This is a genomic window from Polyangiaceae bacterium, assembly GCA_020633235.1.
Classification (GTDB): domain Bacteria; phylum Myxococcota_A; class Polyangia; order Polyangiales; family Polyangiaceae; genus JACKEA01.
The window spans coordinates 17575-35470 of sequence record JACKEA010000011.1; the positions used below are offsets into that span (position 1 = coordinate 17575).

At 69.4% G+C, this 17896-nt stretch carries 16 protein-coding genes; 10 read left to right on the forward strand and 6 right to left on the reverse strand.

Features of this window, described 5'->3' with window-relative positions; all coding sequences use genetic code 11:
• The 5 genes from H6717_41065 (at position 1) to H6717_41085 (ending at position 6525) form a co-directional block, all read left to right on the forward strand.
• Positions 1–2643, forward strand: coding sequence for a hypothetical protein (locus H6717_41065; GenBank protein ID MCB9583496.1), 2643 nt, complete (start codon positions 1–3; stop codon positions 2641–2643).
• Positions 2640–3494: an RluA family pseudouridine synthase gene (locus tag H6717_41070; GenBank protein MCB9583497.1), complete on the forward strand. Its 855-nt coding sequence runs from the start codon at positions 2640–2642 to the stop codon at positions 3492–3494. The genes H6717_41065 and H6717_41070 overlap by 4 nt, the downstream gene beginning before the upstream one ends.
• Entirely contained in the window at positions 3491–4150 is a 660-nt protein-coding gene (locus H6717_41075) for a hypothetical protein (protein MCB9583498.1), read from the forward strand. The genes H6717_41070 and H6717_41075 overlap by 4 nt, the downstream gene beginning before the upstream one ends.
• Positions 4151–4199: 49 nt before the next feature.
• Positions 4200–5951, forward strand: coding sequence for a protein kinase (locus H6717_41080; protein MCB9583499.1), 1752 nt, complete (start codon positions 4200–4202; stop codon positions 5949–5951).
• Between the two features lie 301 nt (positions 5952–6252).
• Positions 6253–6525: a hypothetical protein gene (locus H6717_41085; GenBank protein MCB9583500.1), complete on the forward strand. Its 273-nt coding sequence runs from the start codon at positions 6253–6255 to the stop codon at positions 6523–6525.
• Here the strand turns inward: H6717_41085 and H6717_41090 are convergent, their stop codons facing one another.
• Entirely contained in the window at positions 6526–6735 is a 210-nt protein-coding gene (locus tag H6717_41090; protein ID MCB9583501.1) for a hypothetical protein, read from the reverse strand.
• Between the two features lie 311 nt (positions 6736–7046).
• Between H6717_41090 and H6717_41095 the strand changes: the two genes are divergently transcribed.
• Positions 7047–7775 (forward strand): hypothetical protein, encoded by a 729-nt coding sequence (locus H6717_41095; protein ID MCB9583502.1) that lies wholly within the window; start codon positions 7047–7049, stop codon positions 7773–7775.
• A gap of 221 nt (positions 7776–7996) precedes the next feature.
• On the opposite strand, the gene H6717_41100 is transcribed toward H6717_41095, so the two are convergent.
• A complete protein-coding gene (locus H6717_41100) occupies positions 7997–8842 on the reverse strand; it encodes a hypothetical protein (GenBank protein ID MCB9583503.1) in 846 nt (281 codons plus the stop codon).
• An 80-nt stretch (positions 8843–8922) separates the two neighbouring features.
• Between H6717_41100 and H6717_41105 the strand changes: the two genes are divergently transcribed.
• Together H6717_41105 and H6717_41110 are read left to right on the forward strand one after the other, a co-directional pair.
• Positions 8923–10386, forward strand: a complete 1464-nt coding sequence (locus tag H6717_41105) for a prolipoprotein diacylglyceryl transferase (protein MCB9583504.1) — start codon at positions 8923–8925, stop codon at positions 10384–10386.
• Positions 10387–11265, forward strand: coding sequence for a hypothetical protein (locus H6717_41110; protein MCB9583505.1), 879 nt, complete (start codon positions 10387–10389; stop codon positions 11263–11265).
• A gap of 38 nt (positions 11266–11303) precedes the next feature.
• On the opposite strand, the gene H6717_41115 is transcribed toward H6717_41110, so the two are convergent.
• On the reverse strand, positions 11304–12107 hold the full coding sequence (locus H6717_41115; protein ID MCB9583506.1) for a metallophosphoesterase: 804 nt from the start codon (positions 12105–12107) through the stop codon (positions 11304–11306).
• 300 nt (positions 12108–12407) lie between these two features.
• Between H6717_41115 and H6717_41120 the strand changes: the two genes are divergently transcribed.
• Both H6717_41120 and H6717_41125 read left to right on the forward strand, forming a co-directional pair.
• Complete coding sequence (locus H6717_41120) at positions 12408–13118, forward strand: hypothetical protein (GenBank protein ID MCB9583507.1); 711 nt, start codon at positions 12408–12410, stop codon at positions 13116–13118.
• A gap of 193 nt (positions 13119–13311) precedes the next feature.
• Positions 13312–14772: a hypothetical protein gene (locus tag H6717_41125; GenBank protein ID MCB9583508.1), complete on the forward strand. Its 1461-nt coding sequence runs from the start codon at positions 13312–13314 to the stop codon at positions 14770–14772.
• Here H6717_41125 and H6717_41130 read toward each other — a convergent pair.
• The 3 genes from H6717_41130 to H6717_41140 form a co-directional block, all read right to left on the reverse strand.
• On the reverse strand, positions 14766–15764 hold the full coding sequence (locus tag H6717_41130; protein MCB9583509.1) for an iron ABC transporter permease: 999 nt from the start codon (positions 15762–15764) through the stop codon (positions 14766–14768). The genes H6717_41125 and H6717_41130 overlap by 7 nt on opposite strands.
• Complete coding sequence (locus tag H6717_41135) at positions 15764–16567, reverse strand: type III pantothenate kinase (GenBank protein MCB9583510.1); 804 nt, start codon at positions 16565–16567, stop codon at positions 15764–15766. Before H6717_41135 ends, H6717_41130 begins: the two co-directional genes overlap by 1 nt.
• A gap of 70 nt (positions 16568–16637) precedes the next feature.
• Positions 16638–17216: a peptidylprolyl isomerase gene (locus H6717_41140; GenBank protein ID MCB9583511.1), complete on the reverse strand. Its 579-nt coding sequence runs from the start codon at positions 17214–17216 to the stop codon at positions 16638–16640.
• Between the last annotated feature and the right edge of the window lie 680 nt (positions 17217–17896).

Genomic DNA, 17896 nt, shown 5'->3' on the forward strand with positions numbered 1-17896 from the left:
GTGGCGCGCCAACGCGAGCGACTCTATTCGCTGATCGAAGTGGTCGCCGAAGGCGCCCGCGTTCAGGATTTCGGTCGCGCCGCGGTGGCGCTGGCGGACGCACAGCGCCGCGGTCTGCCGGTGGCCCCGGGCTGGGTGCTGCCCACGACGGCGTTCCGCGAGGTCGTCGACGGCGCTTTGCCTCCAGGGCACGACCCCGCTTCCCTGTTGCGGTCGATCCACAAACCGAGCGGCGTGGAACGGGCGGCGCGGGCTCGCGAGCGGCTAGCCACCGGGAGTCTCCCGCAAGGCGTGCTCGACGTTTTCGGCGAGCTGCTTTCGGAGCAAGGGGCGCCGGAGTGGGGCTGGGTGCTGCGACCAAGCGTGAACGTCGCCGACGACACCCTGGTGACGCTCGCGGGCCTCGACCTCGCGGAGTTGGTGCCGGGGGGCATCGACGAAGTGGCGCGGGCGGTGCGGGAGCTGTGGGCCCGGGCCTTCGAGGAGCGAGTGCTGCACACCTTGCGGGACCGCAAGGTACGGGACTTCGCCATTGGCATCGTGATCCAACGCCAAGAAGCGGCCGTTGCCCACGGCTTGGCGCTCAGCGTCGAGCCGGCCCGGCTCTGGCGCTTCTCGCCGGAGCTCAACGACGACCCACGCGCGGAGAGCGGAGAGGCGGGGCCATGGGCGGTGGTTGCCGCCCATGGCGCGCGAGCCTCCGTGGTGGACGGCGTCGCGCTGCGCGACGCTCTCGTGCTCGAGCACGACGGCGCGGAGCGCGCCGTGAGCATCGCCAACAAGCCGACCGCCATCGTGATCGAAGACGGCAAGGTGACGCACGCGGACGTGGAGCCCGCTCGCCGGCGTGAGCTGGCGCTCACTCCCTCCGCGCGCGCCGACCTCGACTCCGCCGTGAAGCGTCTCGATGCCACGGAGCCCGTCGTCGTGGAGTTCGACGTCACGCGGGGTGCCACGCTGCGCGTCGTGGCTGTGCAAAGCGCCGTGGGGCAGGGCTTCCCCAGCGGGGGCGCGGCGGACACGGTGTGGTCGCGCTCGGGCCTGGACGCGCTGCTGCCGCGGGTGCCGACGCCCCTCACCGGCGCGCTCATAGAGCGCTTCAGCGAGGCGAGCCTGCGCAACGCCGTGCGGGAGCTGGGCGGCAAGATGTCGCGCAGCGCCCAGCTCGTGATGAGCGTGCACGGTCGACCCTACTTCAATCTGTCGGCGCTGTTGCCGGTGGCGCGCACGCTGCCGGGCATCGATCCGCACAGCTTGCTCGAGCTCGTGCGCGGAGCAGCGGACGACGACGTGGCCGCTGCCCTCGGGGCGCAGTGGAAGTCGCCGTCGCTGGCGGCGCTCTCTCTCGCGGCGGCGCGGCTCTTGGCGCGGCAGAAGCGACTATCGGACGAGGTCACGCGCTACGAGCGCGAGGCAGAGCAGCAGCGGCGCTGGCTCGCCGAAATGGATCTCGCGATCCTGCCGGACGATTCCCTGAAGACCACGCTTCGGGAGACGCAGGCGTTCTTCCGACAGACGGCGCGCCTGCTGCTCGGAAGCACGCTCACGTCGCTCTCGGTGCACTTGGTGCTGCGCGCGCTCATCGCCCGCAGCTTGCCCGCGGAAGCGTCGCGCTTGGCGCACGCCGTGACCGCCGGGGTGGGGGAGCTGGAAACCAGCAAGCCCGCCCTGGCCCTCTCGCACGTGACGGAGATCCTGCGCGCCGACGCCCCGGCCAAGGACGCGATCCTCTCCGGCGCCAGCGACGTCGCGGCACTGCCGGCGGGCCCGGGCAAGAAGGCGCTCTTGTCGTGGTTCGATGCCTACGGCGATCACGCGGTGGTGGAGGCGGAGCTCGCAAGCCCGCGATGGTTCGAGACTCCCGGTGCCGTGCTGTCCATGGTCGCCGCTGCGCTGGGCTCGCTGGCGGTGGATTCGGAGCAGCGCATGAGCCACGTGCGCGTGGATGCGGACCGCGAGCTCGCGACGTTGGAAGCGCAGCTGTCCTATGTGGAGGCCGTGCTGCTCCGCAGTCTGGTGACGCGCAGCCGTGCGCTGCTGCGTCTGCGCGAGCAGATGCGCGCGTGGTTCGCCCGCACCGTGGCCATGATGCGGCGCGTGGTGCTCGACGTGGATCGTCGGTTGTGTCGTCTGGACTCGCGCTTGCCGCGCGGCGCGGCCTTTTTCTGCACGCCCCTCGAGCTGTCCAGCGCCGTCGGCAACAGCCGGGCGGACCTGGCGGCCATCGTGCTTTCTCGCAAAGCGAGCTGGCAGCGCGATCAAATGCGGGCGGATCCGCCGGAGATCTTCGTGGGCTGTGCGCCGCCCTTCAGTGTGCCGTCGAGCCGCGCGTTGAGTGGGGAGCCGACCAGCGGCAAGGCCGCCACGGGGGTGGTGCGCATCGTGGACGGCCAGCGCTCACCGGCGCACCCCGGGCAGGTGTTGGTGATGCGCTCCCTCGACGTCGGGTTCGCGCCGCAGTTCGTCAACGCCGCGGCGTTGGTGGCGGAGTGCGGCGGCACGCTGTCCCACGGCGCCGTGCTCGCGCGGGAGCTCGGGGTGCCCGCCGTGGTGGGCGTCGCCGACGCGCGCACCGTGCTCGAAGACGGCGATCGCGTCCGGGTGGACGGCGAGCGCGGCGTCGTCGAGCGGGTGACCGAGTGAAGCGACGGGAGGTGCGGCGCGCCGTGGAGCACGACGAGCCCCTCGGCGCGCTGCTCGCGCGCCTTGGCGAGCACGCGGCCCTGGCGGAGGGCCGCGTGTTCGTCTCCGGGCGGCGTATGAGCGCGCGCCATCATTTGCTGCGCGCGGGCGACGTCGTCGAGATCCGCGCGCCGCGCGAGACGTCTGCGGAGGTGACGCTCCTCGCCCGAGACGCCGGGCTCGTGGCTGCCCACAAGCCGCCGGAGCTCCCCACGGAGCCGGACCGGCAGGGGCTCGCGTCGCTGTGCACCGCCGTGGCCGCCCAGCTCGGCGTGCCGCAGGTGCACGCCGCGTCGCGGCTCGACGTGGGCGTCAGCGGCGTGGTGCTGCTGGCGGCGGACGCCGCCGCGCGGCGGCGGCTGTCCGCCGCCAAGCAGCGCGGCGCCGTCGAGCGGCGCTATCTCGGCATCACGACGCGGCCGCCCGCGCCGCCCGAGGGCACCTGGACGGCTCCCGTCGCAGGGCGGAAGGCCGAAACTCGCTATCGCGTCTTGGCCACCGCAAAGGGCGCCGCGCTCGTCGCGTTCCAGCCCGTCACTGGGCGGCTGCATCAGATCCGCGTCCACGCCGCGGCCGCCGGCTGTCCGCTGCTCGGCGATCGCGCCCACGGCGGCCCGCCCCGCGTTGTGGCCGCCAACGGCTCCGTGCACGCGCTCCGGCGCATCGCACTGCACGCCGTCTGGGTCGGGCTCGACGACGGCTTCCGCGTTCATGCGCCCTTTCCCCCGGACCTGGTGGAGCTCTGGCGCACCGTCGGCGGAGATCCGCAGGCCTTGCCTGAGGGGCCCGAGCCGACCACGATGCGCGCGTGACCCTGCGTCCCGCTCTCGTCCTGCTCGGGCTGTGCACTTTCGCTGCGTGCACCGCCGCTCGCTACGACAACAACACCGGACCGGGGGTCACGCTGCCGGCGCACTTCGCCGAGGGACGGAACGAACCGGCCGCGGACGCCGGGGCGGACGCTGCGCCCAAGCTGGTCGAGCCCGAGCCGAAGGGCAGCTTGCCGGACCCCGAGGCGCTGCACGAAGCGCGGCAGTGGGAGTACGACATCCTCTACGACCACGGCAAGGTGAGCGTGCAGAAGGTGCGCTTGCTGCACTACTCCACGCCGGTTCCGAGCCAGCGCCACATGGGGCGCTACGCCATCGAGCTGTGGATCGGCAAGGAGCTGGTCGATCGCATCCGCTTCGACTTTCCGCTGCTCGGTGCCGAGGAGCCCGAGAAGAAGCGGAAGCCGCTCCATGCGCCGCCGACCTTCGCGGCGGGCGCGGTGGTCACACGCAAGGTGTTGGTGCCGGCCAGCGCGCGCGCCACCCGTGCGTTGCTGGTCGACCGCGCGACCGGAGAGCAGCAGATCCTGCCGTGGCCCCCGGACGCGCCGCTCGGCCCGCCGCGCACGAAAATGCCGCCGAAAAAAGCCGTCCCCGACGCGGGTGCTCCGGACTCCGGTCCCACCCCTGACGAGTGACGACCGAAGCTAGCGCGCCGACCCCCCTTCGTGCGACGCTTACGCCGCCATGAATTGTGAGGCCTGTGGGCACGAAAACGTCGACGGTGCGCGGTTTTGCGCGAAGTGCGGCGCGTTGATGCCGGTCCAGGAGGCAGAGGCCGAAGACGCGATGATCGGCCAGATCGTCGGCGGCCGCTATCGGGTCACCGGCGTGCTGGGCGAAGGCGGCATGGGCGTCGTCTACATCGGCGAGCAGCAGATGGGCTCCACCGTTCGCAAGGTCGCGATCAAGACCTTGCATCCCCATCTCTCCAAGGACCCCTCGGTTCTGGCGCGTTTCCACCGCGAGTGCGGCACCGTTGCTCAGCTCGAGCATCCGAACACCATCAAGTTCTACGACTTCGGCTCCACGGCGGACGGAACGCTGTACATCGCCATGGAGTTCGTCAAAGGCGAGCCTCTGATGGACGTGATCGAGAAGGGCGGGCCCATGGCACCGGACCGCGTCCTCAAGATCATGAAACAGGTCTGCGGTGCCCTGGACGAAGCCCACAAGCAGGGCATCATCCACCGCGATCTGAAGCCCGAGAACATCATCCTCACGGATCGCGCGGGCGAAAAAGACTTCGTAAAGGTGCTGGATTTCGGCATCGCCGCGCGCTCGGAGTCCGCGGACGCGCAGAAGGAGCAGAAGCTCACGCAACAGGGCATGGTGCTCGGAACGCCGCCCTACATGAGCCCCGAGCAGTTCACGGGCAAGGCGCTCGACATGCGGAGCGACATCTACTCGCTCGGCGTCATGACCTACGAGATGCTCACCGCGCGGCTGCCCTTCGAGGCCGATACCCCGTGGCAGTGGGCCACACAGCACATGACCGCCCAGCCGCTGCCCTTCGAGGCCACGGCGCCCGCCACGAACATTCCGGAGCCGATGCGCAAGGCCATCCTCCGGTCCTTGTCCAAAGACCGGGAGGACCGCCAGGGGACCGCCAAGGAGTTCTTCAGTGATCTGTCCAGCGGTGGCGGCATCACCGTGGACGAGGTCGCGCCCCAGTCCCTCGGCAGCGCGGGCACCGCGGCCATGGCCGCCGCCCCCGATTTCGCCGCCATCAGCGCGGGCGGTGGCGGCGGGCCGGCATCCCCCGCACCCATGTCCCCTCCCGTGCACGCTCCCGCCATGCAGCACAGCCCGCCGGCCGTGGCGGTGCCTCCGCCCCCTCCTGCCACGGGCAAGAGCGGTGGCGGCAAGGGCCTCATCTTCGGGCTCGCGGGCGTGGGCGCGATCCTGCTCATCGGCATCGTGGTGGTGGCAGCCCGCCAGATGAAGTCCGACTCCAACGACGATCAGCCCCTGACCAACCCCTTCACCAGCGCGTCCAGCGGTCAGACCAGCATCGCCCCGCAGGTGGACCCCGCCAGCTCCGGCAGCGCCAACACGCCCGACACTCCTGATACGCCGGACACCACACCCACGGCCAACACCAGCAAGCCGCCGACCACCAACACCGGCAGCAAGCCGCCGACCACCACCACCGGCAGCAAGCCGCCAGCCACCAACACCGCCGCCTGTGACAGCTGCATTTCCGCGGCCCAAAGTGGAAATATCTCCGGCGCTGCCAGCTACTATCGCAGCTGCACCGACGCCGGAAAGAAGGCCTCGTGCAGCGCTCGTGCCCGCGCCGCTGCCCCCGCCGCCGCCAAGCGGGCGGCCCTCAACGGCCAGTGCGGCCAGGCCAAGGCCATCATCGGCGCCGCCAACGCCATGGGCGCGTCGAGCGGTCAGCTCAGCGGCGCCCTCAACGGCACCAGCTGCAAATAGTGGTTCCGCGGCGGACCGACATTCCCATGAACCTTGGGGATGGGTTTGTTGGATCGGCGCGGAAACAGCACTGGTTGCAGTGGTAACGGAACTGCGGAAATCCTGCGCAATGTCACAGAGTTGTGCGGTGTGTGGCTTTCTTGCAACACCGTTCCCTTGACCTATTTCCGGGAGCGTGGCTAGCTCCGTCCCGGTCGCTTCCGAGGAGGAGCCCCAGCTAGCTTAGGTTCTCCAGTCCGCGCTTTTCTGGGGGAAAGCACCCTGTTTTTGGGATTTTCGTCCACCTCGAAGGATTTGCTGAATGAAGACCCGGATGACCTGGCAGAAGCTTTGCCGATCCGACGAGTTCAAGGGCCAGTGGGTGGCCCTCGACAACTGCCGCTACGACAAAGCCACGCTCCAGCCCATCGAGGGGGACGTGGTGGACTCGGACGAAGAGCTGGTCGAGCTCTGCAGCCGCCTGCGCGAAGTCGGGCGCGGGTCTTGCGCGATTCTGTTCTGCGAGGACGAGGTCCTGGTGGAATCACGCCCTGGACGCCGGCTGGCGACCTCCTCCGGCGACGTAGCCCGCTGATCAGCGGACGATTGGCTTCACGACGGCTTTGCCGTCCTTGATGACCACGTCGAAGTCGATCTTGCGATTTCCGTGCTGCTTTCGCAGCCGGTCCTCGGTGGCTCGGAGCGTCTTCGCCAAGCCGTCCACGCTGACCGCCTTGGGGTCGTTGGTGCGACGCTTGGCGTCCACCAGCCGTTGATGGAGCTCGCGCACGCGCTGGTCGGACATGGCGCCCTGACCGGCCGACGGCGCGGGACGAGCGGCGGGCTGCGGACGAGCGGCGGGCTGCGGACGAGCGGCGGGCTGCGGACGAGCGGCGGGCTGCGGACGAGCGGCCGGTGCGGCGGGGCGAGGCTGCGGCGCGGCCGCGGGCGCTGGGGTACTCCGGCCACGCTTGCCGGTGGGCGCACGGGAGCGGAGCCCGGCCGGGGTCGCGTGGGCGCGGAGCCCGGAATGCCGGGGATGGCGAGGGGCGCTGCGGCGGGCCGCCGAGGGGCGGCGCGAGTGGACGTGCGTTGCGGGGTGGCGGCTGCGGCGCGGTGCGGGGTTGGGGTTGCGGCTGCGGCGCGGTGCGGGGTTGCGGCTGCGGCGCGGTGCGGGGTTGCGGCTGCGGCGCGGTGCGGGGTTGCGGCGCGGTGCGGGGTTGCGGCTGCGGCGCGGTGCGGGGTTGCGGCTGCGGCGCGGTGCGCGGCTGCGGCGCGGCGCGGGGTTGCGGCTGCGGCTGCGGCGCGGCGCGGGGTTGCGGCTGCGGCTGCGGCGCGGTGCGCGGCTGCGGCGCGGTGCGCACTGGCAGCGGCCGCGGCGTTTCCGCGTCCTGGCTGATCGTCTGCGGGGGCGCTCTCCGCGGGGGCGGCGTCACGGCGTCGAGGCCGTCGAGGTCCAAGTCCAGATCCAGTCGCCCCAGGCCCTGCTGCTGCCGGGGCGGCGGGCGCGACGCCCCCCGCGCGCTGGCGGGCTCCGCAGAGGCCGGCTTCGCCGCGATCGCCCCCAGGGCATCGTCCACGGCGCGTTTTGCCTCTTCCAGCGGATCGACGTTGCTCTCGAGCATCGCGGCGAGGTCTTCGGAGGCGGTGTCGGCGGCGCGCTTCGCCCGCTCCCGCGCTTCCGTCGCCTCTTTGCCCTTGGCCAACATGCCGAGGCGCTTGCGCGCGGCGATGGTCAGCGGCTCACCGCCGCCGAGCTTCTCCGCCTTGATCAGGTGGCGCTTGTACGTCCCATTCTCGATCTCACGGCAGATGCGCTGCCAGTACTGCTGGAACGTGTTGTAGCGCATCACGATCGTCTGCAGCTTGAAGCGCTTCGCGGTGTTGCGGAACTTCGCCCGCCGCAGCGTCCAGATGCGACGATCCACGTCCTTGCGCGCGACGGCGGGCTCGATCTTCTCGATGCCCAGGAAGTACTGCTCGTACAGGGCGCGCAGCCGCTCGAGGCGCGTCTCGAGCTCCTCGAGCTCGAAATCGATGTCGGCCTCGGAGCCTTCCATTCGAGGTCAGCTCCCTCCGAGGGGAGTGATCTGCAGATTGTCGAAGCACACGGGCACGGCCCAGTCGTTGAAACCCATGTGCTGGTGACCGGTCCCCTTCATCGGCTCGGGATCCGTGAAGCTGATGATCTCGATGTCGTCCACGAACCAGCGGATGGTCTTGCCGTCGGTACGCTCCACCTTGAAATGGTAGCTCTGGTTCGGCACCACGGGTCGAGCGTTGAGCGCGCCGTCCGGGTCGACCTTCACCTGGGGCCGGTTGGGGGCGTGCTCGTCGATGCGCGCGAGGACGTGGAACTGGTTCTTCCAGCCGCCGAAGATCACGACGTAGCTGGAAGCGTTGGTGTACGAGGTGGCGGTCGCGTAGCTGTGGCCGTCGCCCCACACTTCCACCTTCAAGTCGCCGTCCGGGGAGGCGCTGGTGGCGTCGAACTCGATGCGGGCGTTGACCGGTAGTCGGCGCTTCAGCCAAACGCCGTGGTTCTTGGCATCTTGACCGCACAGGCGGCCGTTCTGGATCCGCCACACCGGTGAGGTGCTGAGGTACTCCGGGCCGAGCTGGGCGCGATCGAAGTTGTCCACGAAGCGCTCGCTGATCACGGCCTCGAGATCCGACGCAGGACCGGGCGCCGCGCTGGCGGACGCCGCGACGCTCGCGCTGGGGGCTGGCGTCGTGCTGTGCGCAGGGCGGGGAGGCCGGGGCGGGACGGCTTTCGGCACCGGTTTGGGCGCCGGAGGAACAGCCGTGGGCGGTTGGGAGTTCTGCGTCTTGCTCGAGTCGTCGTTGGGGACGCAGGCTGCCGCCAGCGGGACCAGGGCGAGGCAGAAATAGCGGCCGATCACGAGCGCCATGCTAGCACACGTGGCCCCTGGGGCAGCGGACCCGGCCCCTGGCCTCGGCGCGATTTCCTGGGTAAAGAGGCCCCTCTTCGATGCATCCCATTCTGTTCCGAATTCCCTTCCCCGGCTGGACCATCCCGCTGTTCCCAACGCTGCTGGTGGTGGCCGCCCTCGGCGCGCTCCTCGGCTTGTTCGGCTGGCGCAAGAAGGCGGTGGACCTGCTCGTGATCGGAGCGGGCATGGCCGTGGCCGGCGGCATTGCCGCGTTCAGCTTTCGCGGCCAGGTCTACACGCTCTCGGAGCTGCCCATCTACAGCTACGGCGCGATGTTGTGTCTGTCCATCGTCGTCGGCTGGTACCTCACTCTCGGTCTCGCGCAACGTGACGGGCTGCCGCGAGAGACGATGGCCAACTGTTACTTCGTCACGGCCATCGCTGCGTTGATCGGCGCGCGTTTGCTGTACGTCGCCACCAACCCGAGCGAGTTCCAAGCTTTTCGCGATTTGTTCGCGCTACGCCGTGGCGGGCTCGTCGCCTACGGCGGCTTCCTGGGCGGCTTCCTCGGCTCTTGGTGGTTTCTGCGGCGGCACAAGATCCGTCTGCTGGCGTGGGCGGACGTGGCCGTGCCCAGCCTCGCGTCCGGTCTCGTGATCACGCGCGTTGGCTGCTACCTGTTTGGCTGCGACTTCGGCAAGCCGCTCAGCGAGAACGCTCCCGCTTGGTTGCAGAAGCTCGGCACCTTCCCGCGTTGGGCTGATGGCACGCTGCCGGAGGGGTCTGGCTCTCCGGCGTGGATCCAGCACGTGAACCAGCGGGGGCTGTCGCCGGAGGCCACGGCATCGCTGCCCGTGCACCCCACCCAGCTGTACGAGATGCTGGCCGGGGCGCTGCTCCTGGCGGTGGTGTTCTTGGTGCGCAAGAAGCAGCGCTTTCGGGGCGAGGTGTTTCTGGCCTTCACGCTGGGCTACGGCATCCTGCGGTTCCTCATCGAGATCCTGCGGGACGACATCGAGCGGGGCGAGTACGGCCCCTACATCGCGGCCTACTTGCTGATACCGGGTGCGCTCCTGGTGTTCGCGGTGGCCTACGCCTATGGTCCCGCGCGCTCCATCACCAACGTGACGGTGCGGCGCGCGACCCAGGTGCTCGCTGCGGTGCCCGCCATCGCGCTGTACTTCTTGATGAAGCCAGCCAGCTTCGCGACCTCGACGACGATCCAGCTGTCCACCTCGCAGTGGATCGCGCTGGCCACGGGCGTCGCGGCCGCCGTCGTCTGGGGCACGCTGCTCGACTCCGCCCGCAAGAATCCGGAAGCGGCCATGAGCCTGGGCGAGGGGGCGACCCTCGAGCAGGAAGATGCCGACGCTCCTGCTGCCGAAGAGGACGAGGAAGAGCGCGAGGTCGTCGTCGAGAAGAAAAAGAAAAAGAAGAAGAAGAAGCGAAAGGCGAAGAAGGCCAAGGTCGTCGAAGCCGACGCGGACGAGCCGAAGGAAGAGGAAGCGCCCGTAGCGGACGACGAGGACGAGGACGACGACCTCGCTCCCAAGCCGGCCTGAATGAGAGCGAGCGCCTGGACGGCGTTGGCCGTGGTGGCCGCCTGCACGCCCGCGCCCGCAACGAAGCCGTCCGTGGTGGCCGTGACGACGGCGGCTGCCGCGGAGGACTCCTCCAAGCTGCCGCCCTCGGTGCACCGCGATCCGGCCTCCAGCTTCGCTTGCGGCGACGAGCGCTGTCGCGTGGGCGTGGAGTCCTGCTGCCAGAGCAGCGACGAAGGGCACTGCGTGGAAAACGCGCCGCCGGATCCCCCGGACACCCCCCAACTGTGGGCTTCTCAGATCGAGCGCTGCGAGGCGGTCCCGGGCGAGGTCGCCCTGAGCGAGATCGCTCGCTGTCGGAGCTCCGCCCACTGCCCTGGCGGCGAGCTCTGCTGCAACGAGCTCTTGTACGGCGGCGCTGGAGCCGTGATGTGCAAGGCCGCAGAAGCCGGACAGCTCGCGTGCAGCTACGGGGAGGCGTGCACGGACGATCTTCCGTGCGAGGCGCCGGGCACCCGCTGCGTGCAGGGCCTGTGCAGGAAGTCCGCCACCGTGGAGTGCGGCAGTGTCGCGTGCGATCTGTCGACACACACGTGCATCAATCCGAATCCGGACATGCCCGAAGCCCCAACCTGCGAGGCCAACGATCAGGTGGCAGCATGGCGCAGCGAGGGGCGCCCCATCTTCAGTGTGGGCTGCGCGCGGCACTCCGACTGCCAGAGTGGCGAGCTGTGTCGCATCGCGCTGGGGTCGTCCTTCTGTCAAAGGGCGGACGACGGCATGAGCGGCGTGATGTGTGAAACGACGGCAGATTGTCCCAAGGACTCGTGTGCTTGGTTGAAAAGGACGGTCGTGTGCAACGTGAAGGGGACGTGGCACGGCGTGTGTGACTGCATCTGACGGCACCGCGGCGTGCCGACATGAAAATGTAGAAGGCCTCAGAGCTCGAATTGAAAGCGAGCGGGCTCTTCGCCGTGCACCTGGATCGAAAGGCGCCGGGGAGCGAGATCGCACACCGCGAAGGCCCCCGCCGGGCGCCCGGGGGCGTCGTCGTCGAGGTTTTCCGTCAGACTCTGCAGCGTGAGGTACGGAATACCGGCGATGACGTCGAGGTGGTTCCAGTGCGCGTGGCCGTTGAAGACGGCGACGACCTTGCCGCTCGCTTCCAGCACCTTGCGGAGCTCACGGCGCTCGGCGACGCGACAGATGTGCGGCGCCTTCTCGAACCAGCGGTTGCCTTCGAGCTGCATCTCGCTCGCCGGGTGATGCATCAAGATCACGACCGGCGCCGACGCCGTGCGCAGATCTTCCGCCAGCCACGTCAGCTGCTCCGGCGGTAGCCGCACGGCGACGTCTTTCGTCTCCAGGGTGTCGAGCACCACGAAGTGAACGCCGCCCTGATCGAACGCGTAATGGAGCGGCCCGGCGTGTTGCCACAAGCTTCGGAGGTCGTCGTCGCTCAGGTGGATCTGATCGTGATTGCCCGCCACGTGTACCAGCGGCGCTTGGAGCGGCGCCATCGCCGCGAGGAACTCGCGATAGCGTTCGAGATCCCGCTCGCGGGACTCGTCCTCGATCACGTCCCCGAGGTTCACCACCAGCTCCGGTCGCTCACGCTCGTTCAGCACGCGCACCACCTCCGTGGTGAGGCGGCCGGCCTCGTGGCTCAGCTTGCGCAGCTTGCCCTCGAAGCGCGCGGCAGGACCGAAGTGGATGTCCGTGACCAGAGCGAAGCGCACGATGAAGAGCGACGGTAGCTGATCTCTCCGACGGGTTTTCAGTTGGATGTTGGTGCGGCGCGATCCCCGTCGCGCCTCCCAGACGCGGCCCTCCCGACAAAATCGAAGCCTGCGGCGCGCTCGGCACTGATTAAAATCATGCGTAATTTCAGTAGGTTATGCTCCATTTTGCAGCAGCCTTGTGACTCCCTGGACCCGCTCCGTCGTCTAAATGTAGCCTTCCGCGCCGGGTGCTCGTAAGCCCAGCGCTCGCCGCACGTTAGACAGGCGTCGGCAAGAACCGAGAGAAGTAACGAGGAGCTCATGCGTAAGTTCATCCTTGGGGTCGTTGGCTGCGTCGTTCTGGTGAGCGTCGTTGGCTGCAAGAAGAAAGACGAAGATGCCCAGACGGCCGGTTACCAGCAGGGTGGCTACGGGGCGCAGCCGGGTTACCAGCAGCAGCCGGGCTACCAGCAGCAGCCGGGTTACCAGCAGCAGCCGGGCTACCAGCAGCAGCCGGGTTACCAGCAGCCGGGCACCCAGCCCACCGCGCAACCGACGACCACGGCGCAGCCGGGCATCCCCGGAATGCCCACCGCGGGCGGCACCAGTGGTGGTGGCTCCGCGCAGCAGATGGATCCGTCGCTCGGTGCGGCGGCCACTCCGATCCTGAACCAGCTCGCCACCAGCGAAGCTCCCGCCGGCGCCAAGCCGATGGGCTCCGCGTTGGTCGGCAACTTCCAGCAGGGTCAGACGCTGGAGACCCAGATCCAGCTGCAGTCCGGCAAGTGCTACACCGTCGTGGCCGCCGGCCTGCCGCCCATCAGCGAGGTCAACGTGAAGTTCCTCGCCGTCACTCCGATCCCGGGCTCGGCCATGGTGCTGGCGCAGGATCAGACGACGGGCCCGCAGGCGGTGCTGGGCAAGAAGCCCAACTGCTACAAGAACCCCGCGCCCTTCGCCCTGCCGGTGAAGATGGTGGTCGAGGTTGCGGGCGGTCAGGGCATCGCCGCCGCTCAGGTCTACGAGAAGTAAGCCACAGCGGCCCTGAACGACGCGGAGGCTTCCCGAGCGGAGGCTTCCGCGTCGTCATTTGGGAGTCGTTGCGCGACGGAACCTTGAGGTTTCGCGCGGCGCGGCGGGGTTCGCGCCGCCCCGACATGCCCTGGAACGAGGCGGAAATTTCGCTGGCCTCGACCGTGGCGGGGGGCGGCGCGATACTCGAGGCATGCGGGCGATCTTGGGCGTAGCGGCGGCGGTGTGCGTGGTGGCGGCGGTCAGCGCGTGCGGAGATTCGGGGAGCGACGGCGGCAGCGGCGGCAGCGGCGGCAGCGGCGCGGTGACCGACGGCGGATCGGGAGGTGGGGGGAACGCGAGCGGCAGCGGCGGCACGGGCAACGCGAGTGGCTCCGGCGGCGCTGCGGGCGCTGGCGGTGGCGGGAACACGGGGGGTGCGGCGGGCGGCGGTGGTGCCGGCGGCAGCGGTGGCACGGGCGGCATGCCGAGCCTCGACTGCGCGCCGCTTCCGGCGCCGACGGGGGCGACCGTCACGGTGAAGAACACGGAGGCCGGCAGCTTGCCTCAGACGGTGATGAACGCCGCTCCGGGCACGACGATCCTGCTCGAGGACGGGACCTACAAGATCACCTCCACGCTGCAGCTCGGTAAGAGCGGCGTGACGCTGCGAAGCGTGTCGAACGATGCCACCAAGGTGACCATCGACGGAACCTACACGGTGAACGAGCTGATCGCGATTTCCGCGTCGGACGTGACGGTGGCGCACGTGACCCTGACCCACGCCGTGGACCATCCCATTCACGTGTATCCGCCGGGAGCCGGCGTCGACGTGAAGAACACCCTCGTGTACGGCGTGCGCCTGATGGACAGCGGCGAGCAGTTCCTGAAGGTGAACCCCACCGCCGGGCAGACGGGCTACATCGACGAAGGCCGCGTGGAGTGCAGCGAATTCATCATGACCAACGCCGGGCGGCCTCACGTGGAGAGTTGCTGCGGTGGCTGTTACACCGGCGGTATCGACGTGCACGCGGGGTGGAAGTGGGTGGTGCGCAACAACCGCTTCGAAGGCATCTACTGCGACGGCGCCGGCTTGGCGGAGCACGCCATCCACTTCTGGAAGGGCTCCCGCGACACGCTGGTGGAAAACAACGTGATCGTGAACTGCGCCCGGGGCATCGGCTTCGGCCTGACCAACGGCACTGGGGAGCGCGTGTATCCGGACAATCCGTACGGTGGACAGAAGCTGGCGCACTACGACGGCATCATTCGCAACAACGTGATCTGGAACACGATCCCGTACTACGACACGGGCATCGAGCTGGACATCGCGAAGAAGCCCATCGTGGTGCACAACACCGTGGTGAGCTCGTCGGCGGCGAGCGGCTTCTTCTCCAGCATCGACTACCGCTACCCGGAGACGGACGCGGTGATCCAGAACAACCTGACGCGCAAGATCACCCAGCGAGACAGCGCTCAGGGCACGGTGGACCACAACCTGGAGAGCACGCCCCAGAGCTACTTCACGGATCCGAACGCGGTGGACTTCCACCTGACGGCCGGGGCAGCGAACGCCATCGACAAGGGCGTGAGCGTGCCCCAGGCCGGCGTGGACATGGACGGCGAGGCGCACGACGTGAACGCGCCGGATCTGGGGGCGGACGAGCGTCAGTGAGCGCGGGCGCGCGTCCGATACAGGATCACGAGGAACAGCGGACCGCCGACCAAGGCGGTGATGGCGCCTACCGGCGGCTCGGTGCCGAGCCACACGAAGGCGGAGCGCGCGAGCAGATCGCAGAGCACGAGCGTGATGGCGCCGAGGAACAGGGACGCGGGCACCACGACGCGGTGATCCGGCCCGAACATACGGCGCACGGCGTGAGGCACGACGAGCCCCACGAAGCCGATCAAGCCGGTGAGGCTGACCACGGCCCCGGCGATGGCTGAAGCCGCGAAGAACACGCGGCGCTCGAGGCGCGGAACCTCGACCCCGAGGTGCGCCGCGGGCTCCCGGCCGAGGGCGAGCAGATTGAGGCGGCCGGAGTCCATCACGATGAGGGCGGTGCCGAGGGCGACCCACACGGAGCACGCCACCAGTTGCGGCGTGGAGGGCACGTCCAAAAAGCCCATCAGCCAGAACAAGAGCTCTTGAGCCTTGGCGGCGCTCACCAACGTCTTGATGAACGTGATCACGCTGGCGGCGATGGCGTTCACGATCACGCCGGCCAGGATGATGGTGGTGCCGCTCACCTCGCCGCCGGCTCGGGCGATGGCGTAGACCAGGAGCGTGGCGGCGAGGCCGCCGACCAGGGCGGCGGCCGGCACCAGCGCTGCCCCGAGCAGCGTGAAGGTGCTGGCGCCCGCCACGATGGCCAGCGTCGCTCCCGCCGCTGCGCCGCCGGAGACGCCGAGCACGTAGGGATCGGCCAGCGGGTTTCGGAGCAATGCCTGGAACGCGACGCCCACCACCGCGAGGGCAGCGCCGGCGAGGGCGGCGAGGGCCACCCGCGGCACCCGTGCGGTCCACAGGATGGTGGCGTCCAGGCTCGAGGCGTCGCTCCAGGCCCGGGATAGGCTGATGGCCTGCCCGCCGAAGCTCACTGCCAGCGCCACCGTGATGACGAGCAGCACGGCGAGGAGCAGCGAGACGGAGAGCGCCTTGGGCATCAGCGCGTGGCGCGCGGGCGCGGGCTCGGGGCCTCGGTGCGCCGATTCTTGTCGAAGATGATGCGCAGGCCTTCCAGCGTGAGGTTCTCGTCCACGAGCTCGAGCGCCTTGGTGTGCTTGGCGATCAGTGGCGCGAGTCCACCCGTTGCGATCACCTGGCACTCGAAGCCGAGCTCCGCGACGATCTTCTCGATCAAGCCGTCGACCAGGGAGGCATAGCCGTTCACGATACCGGACTGGATGGCGTGGGCGGTGTTCTGGCCCACCACGCGAGGTGCCTCGGCGATTTCCACCGGGATGAGCTTTGCGGTGCTGCCGAGCAATCCATCCAGACTGACCATGATGCCCGGCACGATGATGCCGCCGAGGTATTCCGCCTTGGCGGAGACGCAGTCGAACGTCGTGGCAGTCCCGAAGTCCACGACGATGACCGCCGCTCGGAAGCGCTCGAAGGCCGCCACGGCGTTGACGATGCGGTCCGCGCCCACGTCCCGCGGGTTGTCGTACAGGACGGAGATACCCGTCTTCACGCCGGGACCGACGACCAGGGGCTCCCGCGCGAAGGCGTGGCGAATGGCGTCGCTCATCACGTCCGTGAGCGGCGGCACGACGCTGGCGACGATGGCCGCCTCCACGCGCCCGGGGGGCAACCCGTGCAAGGTCATCATCTGGTGCAAGAGCACGCCGTACTCGTCCGCGGTGCGGGTGCGCACGGTGGAGACGCGAAAGGTGCGTGTCAGCGTGGTGCCGTCGTACAGACCGAAGACGACGTTGGTGTTGCCGATGTCGACCGCCAGGAGCACGGGCGTACTGTATCACCGTCGCCGCCCGCCGGACCGGCGAGACACGGGATGTTTCCGCGGCGAACCGACATCATTGGGAGACGACGATCTTCTGGATCACGTCACCTTGCGCCACCCGGTCCCAGCCCTTTTCGGCGTGCCCAATCAACGGATAGTCGCCGTCCAGATGCGGGTAGGGGCCGAGGGTCACGAACAGCTGGCTCGATCCGGTGTCGCGGCCGGCCAGGGCCACGCCCACGGCGCCGGTGTCGAAAGGGGCCGGCGAGGTCTCGCAGCGCAGGGGTTCCTTGCCCGCACCGCCATAGCCGTCGCCTTCGGGATCTCCGAACTGCACGACGAAGCCGGGCACCACGCGGTGGATCACGATGCCGTCGTAGAAGCCGGACTTGGCGAGCTCCGCGATGCGCGTGACGGTGACGGGAGCCAGCGCGGGATCGAGAGTCAGCGACAGATCCCCGGAGTCCGTGCTGAGGCGAAGCTTGACGACGGAAGTTCGCAGCTTGGCAAGCTCCGGTGGTGGCGCGCCGGGTTTCGAAGCGTTGCACTTCTTGCTGCGATCTCCGAGCAGGCCGAGGGTCTTCTCGGCGGCGGCCCGGAGCGTGGGGTTGTCGCTTGCGCACAGCTTGTCGACATCGGGCTTGAAGCTCATCAGCTGCAGCGCGCCGACGGCGCCCAGGAGCGCTGACGTGGTCTCGATGGTGTCCGCCGGGCGCTGGGCCTCGAAGGCCGCCTTCAGGGCGCTCACGATCTTGGGGTCCGGTGCGATGGGGGGCGGGGCCTCGCCCTCGGCGGGCTCGGTCACGGGCTCCTTCGCGGCGCGAGCGGGGTAGGCCGCGATCACCTGGGCGGCGGTGGTCATGGTGCCGAGATCCTTGGCGGCCAGCGCTCGCGCCAAGATCTCGCGCGTGCCCGGCATCTCCGGATGCGATGGGAGCAGCTCCAGCGCGGCTTCGCGGACGCGAGGGTGCTCCGAGCGCGTCAGCTGCTCGAAGCGCGTAGCCCGGGCGCCTTTCAGCGGACCGCGATCGAGCACGCGGATGACCGCCAGCTGACCCGTCTCGCCGTTCTCCGTCGGGTCGCAGCTCTTGAGCTTGGAGTACAGGCTCGCGGTTCCCGCCAGCAACGCCGCTGCGGTGCAGCGCACCGTGACCAGGCGCCGCGTGAGGGTGGCGGAGGCCTTGTCCGGAATGGGCGCTTCTTGCAGTCGCTCGACGATCTCGCGCGCGCCACCGGCGAGGGGTGGCTCGAGCGCGCTCAGCGTGGTGATCAAGGGGCCCCAGGCGTCGCTGGTGAGGGATTTCTCACTGAGCGCCTCCGGGCCGGGGACCA